The sequence below is a fragment of the Bradyrhizobium sp. WCU1 genome (genome assembly GCF_053474805.1).
In genome coordinates this window covers 2,085,893-2,099,867 of sequence record NZ_CM130280.1, presented here as the reverse complement: position 1 = coordinate 2,099,867, position 13,975 = coordinate 2,085,893, and the positions used below count along the sequence as shown (strand labels likewise).

Here is a 13,975-nt window from a genome sequence, read left to right as displayed (position 1 = left end):
TCCATGGCAGCGAATTTTCCCCGGAACTGAAGTCACATTCGCGAAATCGTGCGCTGCACGCGCAATAAAATTGCGCAATGCCGGTCGGCTGCGCTATGAGAGTTGCCGGCAGACCAGCCAAGACTTTCAAACTTCTAAGGAACTGCAGTCGCGTGTCGAAGAACCTTGACGAGATCGACCTCAAAATCCTCGCCGAGATCCAGGCCGATGGCCGAATCACCAATGTGGAACTCGCCAAACGGGTCGGGATCTCGCCGCCGCCCTGTCTGCGCAGGGTCCGGGCGCTAGAAGAGGAAGGCTACATCCAGGGATACCGTGGCCTGCTCGATCCGCGCCGCCTCGGCTACGACGTCACGGTGTTCGCCTCGGTGCACCTGTCGAGCCAGGCCGATGCCGATCTCCGCGCCTTCGAGAATTTCGTGCGCGGCGAACCGCTGGTACGGGAATGCTGGATGCTGTCGGGCGAAGTCGATTTCATCCTCAAATGCGTCGCCCCCGACATGGCGACGTTCCAGGATTTCGTCACCCACCTGACCGCCGCGCCGCACGTGCGCAACGTCAGGACGTCGCTGGTGCTGCACAATTCGAAATATGAGGCCGCGGTGCCGCTGGGCGTGAAGGTTGCGGGCTGACGCGCTCGATCACATCCACCGTCATTGCGAGGAGCGAAGCGACGACTTGTCCGCCATAGCCTTGGCGAAGGCGGAAGCAATCCATCACGCCGCATGTGCGGACAGATGGATTGCTTCGCGGAGCCTGTCATCGGGCGCGCATTCGGGCGACCCGTTGGCTCGCAATGACGATGCCGGCTAGTTCTTGGTCCGTTACCTCTTGCCTATCGCGGCGTCGACGCTGATCGGGCCCGGGCCCGAGGTCGCGAGATATAGGCAGGCAAAGCAGAATGCGATTGCAAGGCTGCCGTTGTTGAGCAGCGGATAGAAGCCCTTGGGGAAATGGCCCATGAAGTAGGCGAAGGCCATTTCGCCTGCCAGGACGAAGGCCACGATCCGCGAAAAGAGGCCGATCATCAGCAATCCGCCCAGGATCAGTTCGAGCGTGCCGGCCGCGCCGATCAATGAGAACAGTTCGACTTTCTCGAACATCGTCCCGGGTGGGAATTTGAAAAGCTTGGCGACGCCGAACTGAAACAGCAGCAGCCCCGTGATGAAGCGAAACAGGCTGAGCGCCAGCGGCTGAAGCTTGGATAGTGTCTGGTCCATTGTCATTTACCCCCTGTTTGACACGCTGGAACATTGCACGATGCAGAACCACACGGTGTCCGCCACCGGAGTGTGATGTCAACACCTTGCACCTGGAATCATTCCTCGCGCGATTGCAGTTGCGAGAGAACACACCAGTGACGCGGGGACGCGCTGCGATGCAATCGTCAGCCGAGCCGCAGTCCCCCGACATGATTATATTGCATAAACATGTCGTGGCCTCCCTAGTATGGCGCGCCGCGGCCCTCCACTCACATTGCTGTCAGACCGGGGGTAAAACGCGGGCACAAAAAAAGCCGCGTGCGATGCGCGGCTTTTTTGCACCAGTCACATCGAGGTAACTAGCGCCACTCGACCTTGGTGATCTCGTAGGCCTTGGCGCCGCCGGGCGCCATCACTTCGACGGTGGTGCCCTTCTTCTTGCCGATCAGCGCGCGCGCGAGCGGCGAGGTGATCGAGATGCGGCCCTTCTTGGCATCGGCCTCGACCTCGCCGACGATCTGCCACACCGCCTTCTTCTCGGTGTCCTCGTCGATCAGCGTCACGGTCGCGCCGAACTTGATGGTGTCGCCGGACAGTTTCGAAATGTCGATGATGTCGGCGCGCGCCAGCTTGTCCTCGAGCTCCGCGATGCGGCCCTCGTTGTGCGACTGCTCTTCCTTGGCAGCGTGATACTCGGCGTTCTCCGAGAGATCGCCGTGCGAGCGCGCTTCCGCAATGTGTTCGATGATGCGCGGACGATCCTCCGACTGGCGCCGCTTCAACTCGTCCGTCAGCGCGGCGTATCCGCCCGCGGTCATCGGAACCTTATCCATCATCTTCGTCCTTCATCCTGCGCGCCCGGCGGCTGTGCAGGAATATCCAGTTCAGCTAACGCAGGAATCAGGGCGCAAGCGCGCCCGGAAGCCCAGTGATTTTCGGCCCCGCTAAGGGCCGTGACAACATCCAATCGCGCGGTGAGTTCCAGCCATTCGGCTAATTGACCGCTTCGGGCATTTGGCCCGGGCAGCGGTCAGCTTTCGGAAAAGTAACTCTGAAGCGTGCGGACCTCAAGGTCCCCGTCCCGATAGGCCCGGATCCCCCGTGCGGCCGCCACCGCGCCTGAAAGAGTGGTGTAATATGGCACTTTATGCAAGAGGGCAGCCCGCCGCAGCGAACGGCTGTCGGCCAGCGCCTGCGGACCTTCGGTGGTATTGAAGACCAGCTGGACGTCGCCATTGGTGATGGCGTCGACGATGTGCGGACGGCCTTCGAGCACCTTGTTGACCTTTTCCGTCGGCACGCCGTTGTCGCTGAGATAGCGCTGCGTGCCCGAGGTCGCCATCACCTTGAAGCCGAGTGAGTGCAACAGCCGCACCGCGTCCGCGATGCGCATCTTGTCGTCGCCGCGCACCGAGACGAACACGGTGCCCTGCCGCGGCACACGCGTGCCGCCGCCGAGCTGGCTCTTGGCGAATGCGACCTCGAAGGAGCGGTCGAGGCCCATCACTTCGCCGGTCGAGCGCATCTCCGGTCCGAGCACGGTGTCGACACCGGGGAAGCGCGCGAACGGGAATACCGATTCCTTGACGCCGACATGGCCGAGCTTCTTCTTCTTCAGCTTGAAGTCGGCGAGCTTCTCGCCGGCCATGATCCGCGCCGCGATCTTGGCGACCGGCGTGCCGATCACCTTGGCGACGAACGGCACGGTGCGGGACGCGCGCGGGTTGACCTCGAGCACGTAGATCTCGCCGTCCTTGATGGCGTATTGCACGTTCATCAGGCCGACCACGTCGAGGCCGAGCGCGAGCTCGCGGGTCTGCCGCTCCAGCTCCTCGATGGTGCTGGCGTCGAGCGAGTGCGGCGGCAGCGAGCACGCGGAATCGCCGGAGTGGATGCCGGCTTCCTCGATGTGCTCCATGATGCCGACGACGAAGGTATCCTTGCCGTCGGACAGGCAGTCGACGTCGACCTCGGTGGCGTCAGACAGATAGCGGTCGAACAGCAGCGGGTTCTTGCCGAGCACGGTGTTGATCTGCCCGGTCTTGTCGTTCGGGTAGCGCGCCTTGACATCGGCGGGCACGAGCTCAGGAAGCGTTCCCAACAGGTAGTCGTTGAGCTGGGTCTCCTCGCGGATGATCTGCATCGCACGGCCGCCGAGCACGTAGGACGGACGCACCACCAGCGGCAAATCGAGATCGGCGGCGACCAGGCGGGCCTGCTCGACCGAATAGGCGATGCCGTTCTTCGGCTGCTTGAGGCGCAGCTTGTCGAGCACGCGCTTGAAGCGGTCACGGTCCTCGGCGAGGTCGATCGCGTCGGGCGAGGTGCCGAGGATCGGCACTTCGGCGGCTTCGAGCGCGCGGGCAAGCTTCAGCGGGGTCTGGCCGCCGAACTGCACGATCACGCCGTGCAGCGTGCCGTTGGTGCGCTCGGTCGCGACGATCTCGAGCACGTCCTCTGCGGTGAGCGGCTCGAAGTACAGACGGTTCGCGGTGTCGTAGTCGGTCGACACCGTCTCCGGATTGCAGTTGACCATGATGGTCTCGTAACCTGCGTCCTCGAGCGCGAAGCAGGCATGGCAGCAGCAATAGTCGAACTCGATGCCCTGGCCGATGCGGTTCGGCCCGCCGCCGAGGATGATCACCTTCTTGCGGTCCGACGGTGCGCTCTCGTCGGCAAGCTCGCCGGCGAACGGCCGCTCATAGGTCGAATACATGTAGGCGGTGGGCGAGGCGAACTCGGCCGCGCAGGTGTCGATGCGTTTGAACACCGGGCGCACGCCGAGCGCGTGGCGCTTGGCGGTGACGTCGGCCTCGGTGGTTTCGGTGAGCACGGCGAGGCGGGCATCGGAGAAGCCCATCGCCTTCAACGTCCGCATGCCGAACGCGTTCGGCGGCAGGCCGTTATTGCGGACCTTGTCCTCCATCTCGACGATGGCGCGCATCTCCGCGAGGAACCAGGGATCGATCTTGCAGGAGTTGAAGATCTCCTCGTCGCTCCAGCCGAGCCGCATCGCCTGCGCGACCTGCAGGATGCGGTTCGGCGTCGGCGTGCCGAGCGCGGCGCGGATCGCGTTCTTGTCGTCGCCGCGGCCGAGCCCCTCGATCTCGATTTCGTCGAGCCCGGTCAGGCCGGTCTCGAGCCCGCGCAGCGCCTTCTGCAGGCTCTCCTGGAAGGTGCGGCCGATCGCCATCACTTCGCCGACCGACTTCATCGACGTGGTCAGCGTGGAGGAGGCACCGGGGAATTTCTCGAACGCAAAGCGGGGAATCTTGGTGACGACGTAGTCGATGGTCGGCTCGAACGAGGCGGGTGTGGCGCCGCCGGTGATGTCGTTGGCGATCTCATCCAGCGTGTAGCCGACCGCGAGCTTGGCAGCGACCTTGGCGATCGGGAAGCCGGTGGCTTTCGACGCCAGCGCCGACGAACGCGACACGCGCGGATTCATCTCGATCACGACCATGCGGCCGTCGGCCGGATTGATGCCGAACTGCACGTTGGAGCCGCCGGTCTCGACCCCGATCTCGCGCAGCACCGCCAGCGAGGCGTCACGCATCACCTGGTATTCCTTGTCGGTCAAGGTCAGCGCCGGCGCGATGGTGATGGAATCGCCGGTATGCACGCCCATCGGATCGAGGTTCTCGATCGAGCAGATGATGATGCAATTGTCCTTCTTGTCGCGCACCACCTCCATCTCGTACTCTTTCCAGCCGAGCACGCTCTCTTCGATCAGCACCTCGTTGGTCGGCGACGCATCGAGCCCGCGCTCGATGATGTCGAGGAACTCTTCCTTGTTGTAGGCAATGCCGCCGCCGGTGCCGCCCATGGTGAAGGACGGCCGGATGATCGCAGGCAGGCCGATCTCGGACAGCGCCATCAGCGCCTCGCCGAACGCGTGCTCCTGATAGCGCTTGCGGCGGTCGTTCTCGCCGAGGGTCCACTGCCGCTCGAGCTCTTCGAGCGCCGCGCCGGACAGTTTCTCCCGCTCGGCGAGGTATTTGTCGCGGTAGGTCTTCTTCAGCGCCGAAGCGTTGGCGAGCCGCGATTTCGGCGTCTCGAGCCCGATCTTGGTCATCGCCTCGCGGAACAGCTGGCGGTCCTCGGCCTTGTCGATCGCATCAGCGGTGGCGCCGATCATCTCGACGTCGAACTTGTCGAGCGTGCCCTGGCGGCGCAACGACAGCGCGCAGTTCAGCGCGGTCTGGCCGCCCATGGTCGGCAGCAGCGCGAAGCCGCCCGGAATGACGTGGCGTTCCTTCTCGATGATCTTGCCGACGATCTCGGGCGTGATCGGTTCGATATAGGTCGCGTCCGCCAGTTCCGGATCGGTCATGATGGTGGCCGGATTGGAATTGACGAGGACGACGCGGTAACCCTCCTCCTTGAGAGCCTTCACCGCCTGCGTGCCGGAATAGTCGAACTCGCAGGCCTGGCCGATCACGATGGGGCCGGCGCCGATGATCAGGATGGTGGAGATGTCGGTTCTTTTGGGCATCAGCTCTCGCGGACTGGAATTTGGGCACAAAAAAAGGGCGCGCTTCCCGCGCGTCCCTCGAGCCATGCGCTACATCTTGCAGCGCCGGAAGCGCGATCCCTCGCGCGCGGGTGGTCTTTAGACCAGTTTCCGCACCCGCGAAACCCCCAAAAGCGCCCAATCAACCGCGATTCTCGGGGAAAAATTCGCATTCGGCGTAGGCCGGTTGGGGTGGTCGGGAGGGCAATCGCATGCGGCCACGGCGATGTCCCATCGCAGGGGTGAGGCGCACCGGAACAATTTCGGGATAATAGAATAATGCCGCTGATTTGCCCGACATGTCAAGCTGCAATGTCGAATGCCGGCACGCCGCCGGCTCCTTTGCATGGGGTTGTTTTCGATGTTTTCGCAGCGCGCGGGGGCCATGCTCCGGCGCCGTCCCGTCCGTCTACGCTTTCGCTCAAGCTACGCCGGACACGCTTTGCCCCGCCGGTCCGGCGTGGCTGCGCCACGCGCAGCCCGTCAGGGCGAAGCGTGGAGGCCCGGCCTGGATTTGAACCAGGATAAACAGTGTTGCACCACTGCCGCGTCGAAGCTTCCGCCACCGGGCCGGGGGGATCATTGCTGATTATTTCAGCGGCCGCTACGTTTACTTTTAGTTAACCCTAATATTCTCTACAACCTCTGATCAGTGGTGAGCCACGAATGTCATCCGCCACGGATTGTGCCCGATGTTGCGCGGCGCGCGGGTGGCCGTGAACCCCGCGGCGGCGAACTTTGCGATCATCTCGTCCTCGCGATAGCGCTGCAGCCCGATCCTGGTGCGCAGCTGTCGGTAGTCCGACAGCGCGGTCGAGGCCAGCCCGACCAGCGCATCGCGCAGGAAGCCGTGGGTCGCTGCAAAGCGCAGCAGCGCGATGACGTCCCTGCCCATGCCGACCTCGGGCCGCAGGATATCGCCGAGCACGAAACGCCCCGAGGGTTTCAGCAGGCGATGGATAACGTCGAATGCGGTATCGAGCTCCTGCGGCGTCATGTATTGCGCCACCGAGTTCATCACCACGAGGTCGATCGAGTCCGCCTGCATGTTCTTCAGCTCATCGAGCGATCGGACGCGGATCCTGGTATCGGACGCAAAGCGCGCGACCAGCCGACCGCGCACGCCGGGCGCAGGCTCCGCCAGATAGAGCTGCGCGCAGGCATTGGCGACCTTTACCGCCGACAGCGCCTCACCGCAGGCATAGTCCAGCACCACGGCGTCGGGCGAGGTGATGTATCCGATGATGTCGTTTGCGATGACCTGGAAATGCAGGTCGCGGTGCAGTCGGCTGGCATAAATCGTATGTGTGGAATCGTAATAGTCGATCCATTCATCCATCGCGTTTGGTATCCGGCAAAACGAGGTTCCGCATCTTGGAACAGGGCAGCTGATGATGCGTTAGCGGTAAGGCGCCCGATGTTCAATGCGCCGAAATACGGGTTCCTAACAGGAAGGTGCAAAGTGAGCAAAGCCAAGAATGACACTCACAAGACTGACAAGATTTCGCCCGATCTCGATACGCCGAGCGACCTGCCGCAGGCGGCGGTGGAGAAGATTTCGGCCTCGCTCAACACGCTGCTGGCCGACGCCTTCGCGCTGTATCTGAAGACCAAGAACTTCCACTGGCATGTCAGCGGCCGGAATTTTCGTGATTACCATTTGTTGCTCGACGAGCAGTCGGACGCGATCTTCGCGACCACCGACCAGCTCGCCGAACGGGTGCGCAAGCTCGGCGGCGCGACGCTGCGCTCGATCGGCGACATCGCCAAGCATCAGACCATCAAGGACAATGACGAGGCCTATGTCCCGCCGCGCGAAATGCTGCGCGAGCTGATGGAAGACAACAAGCATATGGCGGCCGCGATGCGCAAGGCACACAAGCTCGCCGATGACCATGAGGACTCCGGCACGGCCGGCCTGCTCGAAACCTTCATCGACGAAACCGAGCGGCGCACCTGGTTTCTGTTCGAGGCCAGCCGTCAGGAAGGCAGCAACGCGGCTTAGCCCTTGTGTCGCTGCATGGGGGTGGGTGGCGGCGCGTCGGCGCCGTGCCCGCCATCCCTGCTCCGTGCGCGTGAAGGTAGGCTCGCGTCGCTTTGCCCACCCTGCGGGTGATCTCCATTGCTGAGAGGTGGATTGCGTCGCTTCGCTCGCAATGACGGAGCATTACCGCTTCCACAGCCGCACGAGCGGCCCATCCTTCCCCATGACTGGATCAGTCGCGGGAATCGCGACCAGCGGGATTGTCTTCAGTGCCCTGGCGCGATTCTCCGGCGTCGGCCGTTGCAGATCCATCGGCGGGCCCGGCGGATAGGCGCCGACCACGGAAAAATCATCGCTCGCCGACAGGCACTGATGCCCGGTGCCGGCCGGCAGGATCGCGACGTCGCCGGCTGCGATCTCGAGCGCTTGCCCATTGGCGCCGCCGAACTGCACGCGCGCACGGCCGCGGGCGACGCCGAGCACCTCGTGCACGGTGGCGTGGTAATGCGCGAAATCGTAGACGCCGTTGCGCCACATCGCGCCCCAGCCATGGCTGCCGAACAGCTGCTCGATCGCAGCCTCGGGATCTCGACCGGCATCGACCGCGCCCCTGTAGACCAAGAACGGCATCGGATTGTTCGGCACCAGCCCGTCGTCTTGAAAGACCATCGCAAGCGGCTCGGCTCCGGCTTTGACTGCGGACATGGCGATCCTCCGGTAAGTGCTCAGCACGCGTGAGCAATCTATTCGCGGAGCAACCCGCTGTCAGCGCCGCAAGTTCCTGGGAAACTCAGTTCGCTTTGGGCAGCTCGAACACCAGGCAGGTCGTGGTGGCGTGTGCGATCAGCTTGCCCTTGCCGTCGGTGATCCGCGCTTCGGCGGTGGCGACCCGGCGGCCGGCATTGAGCACCTTGCCCTCGGTACGGATCGTGCCGGTGTCCTGGCTCATGCCGCGGACGAAGGAGATCTTGAACTCCAGCGTGGTGTAGCCAAAGCCCTGCGGCAGCGTGGTCTGCACCGCGAGCCCCATCGCGGAGTCGAGCAGGATCGCGGCGTAGCCGCCATGCACCGAGCCGATCGGGTTGTAGTGGCGCAGGCCCGGGATGCTGTGGATTACCACATGACCGGTCTCGGCGGTGCAGTCGAACGGTTCGACGTTCTCCATGATCGGCGGCTCCGGCAGGGTGCAGGCAAAGATGCCGCGCACGAAATCGAGCCCGGGCATCGACACCATGACCTCCATCGACGAGACGCCGTAGGTGGGCTTCGGGGTAGCGCTCTCGGTCATGTCGGACAATCCTGCTGCTTGATGATCGTCATCATATGACGAGTAGCTCGGCAGCAACCGCTCATGCAAGGCGTGACAAAAGCTCATGCCCGGACCAGGTGGTCCGGGCATGCTTTATTCGACGAAGGACTGCGCTGGTGGCCGCGGTCTACGCCGCTTGCTTCTTCTTCCGCATCAAATCGGCAAAGCGCTGGAACAGATAGTGCGAGTCGCGCGGGCCGGGCGAGGCCTCGGGGTGATACTGCACCGAGAACACCGGCTTGCCTTCGAGCGCGATACCGCAATTGGAACCGTCGAACAGCGAGATATGGGTCTGGGTCGCACCGGCGGGCAGCGTCGCCTGGTCGACTGCAAAGCCGTGGTTCATCGAGGTGATCTCGACCTTGCCGGTGGTCTCGTCCTTGACCGGATGATTGGCGCCGTGATGGCCCTGATGCATCTTCATGGTCCTGGCGCCGACGGCGAGGCCGAGCATCTGGTGGCCGAGGCAGATGCCGAAGGTCGGCGTCCCCGAGGCGATCACCTTCTGGATCACGGGCACGGCATATTTGCCGGTCGCGGCGGGATCGCCGGGGCCGTTCGACAGGAACACGCCGTCCGGCTTCATCGCCAGGATGTCCTCGGCTGCCGTCGTCGCCGGCACCACGGTCACCTTGGCGCCGACTCCGGCGAGCAGGCGCAGGATGTTGCGCTTGATGCCGTAGTCGATCGCGACCACGTTGAATTCCGGCGCGGTCTGCTGGCCGAAACCCTTGCCCCACGCCCAGGGCGTCTCGTCCCAGGTGAAGCGCTGGCCGGAGGTGACCATCGGCACCAGGTCCATGCCCTCGAGGCCGGGCCATTCGCGGGCCTCCTCTTTCAGTCCGTGAAGGTCGAATTCGCCGGTCTTCGAATGCGCGATCACCGCATTCGGCATGCCCCTGGAGCGGATCAGCGCGGTCAGCGCGCGGGTGTCGATGCCGGAGAGGCCGATGATGCCGCGCGCCTTCAGCCACTGGTCGAGGTGGCGGGTGGCACGGTAATTCGAGGGGTCCGTGATCGCCGAGCGCAGGATCACGCCGCGCGCGCCGGGTGTCGCGGCCATGTTCACCGTCTCGATGTCTTCCTCGTTGGTACCGACATTGCCGATATGCGGGAAGGTGAAGGTGATGATCTGGCCGGCATAGGACGGATCGGTGAGGATCTCCTCATAGCCGGTCATCGCGGTGTTGAAGCAGACCTCGCCGACGGCGTGGCCTTCCGCGCCGAGACCGAAGCCTTCCAGCACGGTACCATCGGCGAGCACAAGGAGCGCGGTCGGTTTGTGGTCCGGCCAGGCGGGAGCGTTTTCGGGGGTTGTCATGAGCCCTTTAAATAGAGGCCGCACGCTGCGGCGTCAAAGCGAAAGGGTGCGGATTCACACGGCAATCCCGGCCGATTTGACAGGCCGGAACGGCCTCTTAATCTAATGTTCCTCGAAGCGGTCGTTTGCTTGCCGAAAATGACCCGGTCCGGAGCTCCCGCATGGACAATACGATGCCGATCCTGCTCGTCCCGGGCCTCATCTGCTCGCCGCGGATCTTTGCCCCGGTGATCCCGGCGCTGTGGCGGTGCGGCCCGGTCACGGTCGCCAACCATGTCAGGGACGACAATATGGGGGCGATCGCCCGCCGTATCCTGGCTGAGGCACCGCCGCGCTTTGCCCTCGCCGGCCATTCGATGGGCGGCTACATCGCCTTCGAGATCATGCGGCAGGCACCCGAGCGGGTCGCGAAACTGGCGCTGATGAGCACCCAGGCGCGCCCCGACACGCCGGAGGCGACCGCTCGCCGCCGCGGCATGATCGAACGCGCCAGGAGCGGGCAGTATCGGGACGTGGTCGACGAACTGTTTCCGGGCTTCGTGCATCCGTCGCGGCAGGGCGACGCAAGCCTGCGCCAGATTGTCTATGACATGAGCGAGGATGTCGGCGCCGAGGCCTTCATCCGCCAGCAAAATGCGGTGCTCAGCCGGCCGGATTCACGGCCCAGCATGGCCTGGATCAAGTGCCCGACCCTGGTGCTGACCTCGGATACCGACAACACGGTGCCGAATTCGCTGTCGGACGAGATGGCCAACGGGATTCCCGGGGCGAAGCTCGTGGTGCTCGCCGATTGCGGTCACCTGCCGCAGCTGGAGCAGCCGCAGGCGTGTGCCGAAGCGCTGGTTCAGTGGTTGCGGAACTAGGTTGTTCTGACGCTGCAAACTGCCTACATGGAGGGATTACCGGTTCAAGGATACAGAGATGCTGCGCGACGATATCAACACTGCGGTCAAGGAAGCGATGAAGGCGAAGGACGAGCGCAAGCTCTCCACCCTGCGCATGGTCAATTCGACCATCAAGAACGCCGATATCGACGCGCGCGGGCAGGGCAAGCCGCCACTCTCCGATGCCGATCTCCTGGGCGTCTTGCAGAAGATGATCAAGCAGCGCCAGGAATCGGTCGAGCTCTACGACAAGGGCGGCCGTGCCGAACTCGCCGCCCAGGAGCGCGCGGAGATCGCTGTGATCTCGGCTTACTTGCCGAAGCAGATGTCGGATGACGACGTGAAGGCCGCGATCGCGGCTGTGATCGCCGAGACCAATGCTGCCGGGATCAAGGACATGGGCAAGGTGATTGGTGCGCTGAAGGCGAAATACGCCGGCCAGATGGATTTCGGCAAGGCCAGCGGCCTCGTCAAGGCGGCGCTCGCGGGATAGCGGCGGAGGCTTCCGATGTTTCGTGTCGCCGCGGACAGTCTGGAAGCCTATCTCGCCTTTGATCCGGCACGGACCGCCGATCTCGAACAACTGCATGCGGTGATGCGAAAGGCGGCGCCTTCGCTCAGGCGGCATTTTCATGCCGGCACGCCGGCCGGTGAGGCCGGCATGCGCATGAACATGATCGGCTATGGCGGGTTTCGCTACGCGATCAAGTCCGGCAAGACGGCCGCCTGGCCCGTGATCGGCGTGGCGCTGCAGAAGAACTACATCAGCGTCTATGTCGCGGTGACCCGCGGCGGTAAGCCGCTGGTGTCCTGCTACGCCGGCAAGCTCGGCGAATTGCGGGCTGGCGGCAACAATTTCAGCTTTGTCGCGTTCGGCGATCTGGATGCGGCGAACGTCGCCGCGCTGTTCGCCGAGGCCGCCGACATCTTCAAGGCGGATAAGGAAAATCCGGTCCGCTACATGCAGGGCGACTGAACTCGATCCGGGCCACGTATCGCCATGCCCGGGCTTGTCCCGGGCATCCACGTCTTTACAATCCCCCCGAGCAAGATCGCCGGGCGAAGCTCGGCCACGACAAGGGACGGAAGCGACGCGCACTATGCTCAAGCAAGCCGCTACCTACGACGAGCTCTGCCGCGATTTCCGCTGGGATATCCCTGCGCGCTTCAACATGGCGACCGCGTGCTGCGACCGTCATGCCGACGGCAGCGGCCGTCTCGCGCTGGTCTATGTCGATGAGGATGGCGGTACCACGCGCACCTCGTTCGACGAGGTCGCGGACGCCTCGCGCCGCTTCGCCAATGTGCTGACCGCCGACGGCCTGGTGCGCGGCGACCGCGTCGCGGTGTTCCTGTCGCAATCGCTGGAATTGCCGGTCGCGCACCTCGCCGCGTTCCGCGCGGCGCTGATCTCGATTCCGCTGTTCGCGCTGTTCGGCGAGGACGCGCTGGAGTTCCGCCTGTCGAACTCGGCGGCGAAAGCCATCATCACCGATGAGGCCGGCTGGGAGAAGATCGCGAAGATCCGCGATCGTCTGCCCGAGCTGAAGAGCGTCTATATCGTTGGCGACGAGACGCCGCCCGGCACCAAACCGTTCTGGGGCGCGATCAAGTCGGCGTCGCCGGATTTCGCCACCGTCGACACCTCGGCCGACGATCCCGCGCTGATCATCTACACTTCGGGCACCACGGGCAATCCGAAGGGCGCGCTGCATGCGCATCGCGTCGTGCTCGGCCATCTGCCCAATGTCGAGATGTGCCACAACTTCCTGCCCCGGCCGGGCGACCTGATGTGGACGCCGGCCGATTGGGCCTGGATCGGCGGGCTGATCAACGGCCTGTTCGCGTTCTGGTACCACGGCATTCCGATGGTCGGCCACCGCGCCCGCAAGTTCGAGCCGCAGGCGGCGATGCAGATGATGGCCGAGCTCGGCATCCGCAACGTGTTCCTGCCGCCGACCGCGCTGAAGCTGATGCGGCAAGCCGATGTGAAGAATTCCGGCGTCAGGCTGCGCAGCATCTTCACCGGCGGCGAGTCGCTCGGCGGTGAGCTGCTCGGCTGGGTGCGCAGTACATTCGGCGTAGACGCCCACGAGGTGTTCGGCCAGACCGAATGCAATCTCGTGATCGGCAGCAACTCCAACCTGTTTCCGATCCGCCCCGGCTCGATGGGCCGCGCCACGCCGGGCTTCGACATCCGCATCGTCAACGACAAGGGCGAGGAATTGCCGCGGGGGCAGCGCGGCATCATCGGCGTGCGCCAGCCGTGTCCTTGCACCATGATCGAGTACTGGCGCAATCCCGAAGCCACCGCGAAGAAATATGCCGGCGAATTCCTGTTGACCGGCGATCTCGGCGTACAGGATGAGGAGGGCTATTTCTGGTACGTCAGCCGTGAGGACGATGTCATCACCACGGCGGGCTATCGTGTCGGCCCCTCCGAGATCGAGCACACGTTGATGAAGCATCCGGCGGTCGCGATGTCGGCGGTGGTCGGCATCCCCGATCCGATCCGCACCGAATCGATCAAGGCCTGGATCGTGCTGCGGCCGGGTTATGCGCCGGGCGATGCCTTGGCGCGCGAGATCCAGGAATTCGTCAAGGTGCAGCTCGCCGCGCATGAATATCCCCGCTTCGTGCAGTTCGCCGACAGCCTGCCGATGACGGCGACGGGCAAGGTGCTGCGGCGCGAGCTGCGGGCGCTGGGCTAGCTCCGCAGAACAATATTGATCGGCGTCAATGCGGTGTTCGCGATCGCCTGC

The 13,975-nt window shown here is 64.1% G+C and carries 13 protein-coding genes and 1 tRNA gene; 6 read left to right on the top strand and 8 right to left on the bottom strand.

Going from position 1 to position 13,975, the window contains the following annotated elements; genetic code table 11:
- The first annotated feature begins 152 nt into the window (after positions 1-152).
- Positions 153-632: an Lrp/AsnC family transcriptional regulator gene (locus ACTUWL_RS09560; RefSeq protein ID WP_021077354.1), complete on the top strand. Its 480-nt coding sequence runs from the start codon at positions 153-155 to the stop codon at positions 630-632.
- A 192-nt stretch (positions 633-824) separates the two neighbouring features.
- Here ACTUWL_RS09560 and ACTUWL_RS09555 read toward each other — a convergent pair whose 3' ends face one another.
- The 5 genes from ACTUWL_RS09555 to ACTUWL_RS09535 form a co-directional block, all read right to left on the bottom strand.
- A complete protein-coding gene (locus ACTUWL_RS09555; RefSeq protein WP_021077355.1) occupies positions 825-1,220 on the bottom strand; it encodes a DoxX family protein in 396 nt (131 codons plus the stop codon).
- Between the two features lie 341 nt (positions 1,221-1,561).
- On the bottom strand, positions 1,562-2,035 hold the full coding sequence (gene greA / locus ACTUWL_RS09550; protein ID WP_089025704.1) for a transcription elongation factor GreA: 474 nt from the start codon (positions 2,033-2,035) through the stop codon (positions 1,562-1,564).
- Between the two features lie 197 nt (positions 2,036-2,232).
- The gene (carB, locus tag ACTUWL_RS09545) at positions 2,233-5,697 is read right to left on the bottom strand and encodes a carbamoyl-phosphate synthase large subunit (RefSeq protein WP_021077357.1); all 3,465 of its coding nucleotides are present in this window, start codon (positions 5,695-5,697) and stop codon (positions 2,233-2,235) included.
- Between the two features lie 514 nt (positions 5,698-6,211).
- Positions 6,212-6,287: transfer RNA gene (locus ACTUWL_RS09540), tRNA-OTHER, on the bottom strand.
- Positions 6,288-6,364: 77 nt separating this feature from the next.
- The gene (locus ACTUWL_RS09535) at positions 6,365-7,054 is read right to left on the bottom strand and encodes a class I SAM-dependent methyltransferase (protein ID WP_021077358.1); all 690 of its coding nucleotides are present in this window, start codon (positions 7,052-7,054) and stop codon (positions 6,365-6,367) included.
- A 123-nt stretch (positions 7,055-7,177) separates the two neighbouring features.
- Here ACTUWL_RS09535 and ACTUWL_RS09530 point away from each other — a divergent pair, with 123 nt between their 5' ends.
- Entirely contained in the window at positions 7,178-7,720 is a 543-nt protein-coding gene (locus ACTUWL_RS09530; protein WP_035650331.1) for a Dps family protein, read from the top strand.
- A 162-nt stretch (positions 7,721-7,882) separates the two neighbouring features.
- Here ACTUWL_RS09530 and ACTUWL_RS09525 read toward each other — a convergent pair whose 3' ends face one another.
- The 3 genes from ACTUWL_RS09525 to carA all read right to left on the bottom strand — a co-directional run bounded on the left by ACTUWL_RS09525 (position 7,883) and on the right by carA (position 10,329).
- Entirely contained in the window at positions 7,883-8,404 is a 522-nt protein-coding gene (locus tag ACTUWL_RS09525) for a cupin domain-containing protein (RefSeq protein ID WP_021077360.1), read from the bottom strand.
- An 85-nt stretch (positions 8,405-8,489) separates the two neighbouring features.
- On the bottom strand, positions 8,490-8,987 hold the full coding sequence (locus tag ACTUWL_RS09520; protein WP_021077361.1) for a PaaI family thioesterase: 498 nt from the start codon (positions 8,985-8,987) through the stop codon (positions 8,490-8,492).
- A 148-nt stretch (positions 8,988-9,135) separates the two neighbouring features.
- Positions 9,136-10,329 (bottom strand): glutamine-hydrolyzing carbamoyl-phosphate synthase small subunit, encoded by a 1,194-nt coding sequence (gene carA, locus ACTUWL_RS09515; protein ID WP_021077362.1) that lies wholly within the window; start codon positions 10,327-10,329, stop codon positions 9,136-9,138.
- A 161-nt stretch (positions 10,330-10,490) separates the two neighbouring features.
- Here carA and ACTUWL_RS09510 point away from each other — a divergent pair, with 161 nt between their 5' ends.
- The 4 genes from ACTUWL_RS09510 to ACTUWL_RS09495 all read left to right on the top strand — a co-directional run bounded on the left by ACTUWL_RS09510 (position 10,491) and on the right by ACTUWL_RS09495 (position 13,924).
- On the top strand, positions 10,491-11,192 hold the full coding sequence (locus ACTUWL_RS09510) for an alpha/beta fold hydrolase (RefSeq protein WP_021077363.1): 702 nt from the start codon (positions 10,491-10,493) through the stop codon (positions 11,190-11,192).
- A 58-nt stretch (positions 11,193-11,250) separates the two neighbouring features.
- Positions 11,251-11,706, top strand: coding sequence for a GatB/YqeY domain-containing protein (locus ACTUWL_RS09505; RefSeq protein WP_021077364.1), 456 nt, complete (start codon positions 11,251-11,253; stop codon positions 11,704-11,706).
- A gap of 15 nt (positions 11,707-11,721) precedes the next feature.
- Positions 11,722-12,189 (top strand): hypothetical protein, encoded by a 468-nt coding sequence (locus ACTUWL_RS09500; RefSeq protein ID WP_021077365.1) that lies wholly within the window; start codon positions 11,722-11,724, stop codon positions 12,187-12,189.
- A gap of 124 nt (positions 12,190-12,313) precedes the next feature.
- Positions 12,314-13,924, top strand: coding sequence for an acyl-CoA synthetase (locus tag ACTUWL_RS09495; protein WP_021077366.1), 1,611 nt, complete (start codon positions 12,314-12,316; stop codon positions 13,922-13,924).
- Positions 13,925-13,975: the final 51 nt, after the last annotated feature.

What these genes read in the sequence shown, in the direction of transcription:
- ACTUWL_RS09555 (WP_021077355.1), bottom strand. Translation starts at nt 1,220, where the DNA reads ATGGACCAGACACTATCCAAGCTTCAGCCGCTGGCGCTCAGCCTGTTT.
- greA (WP_089025704.1), bottom strand. Translation starts at nt 2,035, where the DNA reads ATGGATAAGGTTCCGATGACCGCGGGCGGATACGCCGCGCTGACGGAC.
- carB (WP_021077357.1), bottom strand. Translation starts at nt 5,697, where the DNA reads ATGCCCAAAAGAACCGACATCTCCACCATCCTGATCATCGGCGCCGGC.
- ACTUWL_RS09535 (WP_021077358.1), bottom strand. Translation starts at nt 7,054, where the DNA reads ATGGATGAATGGATCGACTATTACGATTCCACACATACGATTTATGCC.
- ACTUWL_RS09525 (WP_021077360.1), bottom strand. Translation starts at nt 8,404, where the DNA reads ATGTCCGCAGTCAAAGCCGGAGCCGAGCCGCTTGCGATGGTCTTTCAA.
- ACTUWL_RS09520 (WP_021077361.1), bottom strand. Translation starts at nt 8,987, where the DNA reads ATGACCGAGAGCGCTACCCCGAAGCCCACCTACGGCGTCTCGTCGATG.
- carA (WP_021077362.1), bottom strand. Translation starts at nt 10,329, where the DNA reads ATGACAACCCCCGAAAACGCTCCCGCCTGGCCGGACCACAAACCGACC.
- ACTUWL_RS09510 (WP_021077363.1), top strand. Translation starts at nt 10,491, where the DNA reads ATGGACAATACGATGCCGATCCTGCTCGTCCCGGGCCTCATCTGCTCG.
- ACTUWL_RS09505 (WP_021077364.1), top strand. Translation starts at nt 11,251, where the DNA reads ATGCTGCGCGACGATATCAACACTGCGGTCAAGGAAGCGATGAAGGCG.
- ACTUWL_RS09500 (WP_021077365.1), top strand. Translation starts at nt 11,722, where the DNA reads ATGTTTCGTGTCGCCGCGGACAGTCTGGAAGCCTATCTCGCCTTTGAT.
- ACTUWL_RS09495 (WP_021077366.1), top strand. Translation starts at nt 12,314, where the DNA reads ATGCTCAAGCAAGCCGCTACCTACGACGAGCTCTGCCGCGATTTCCGC.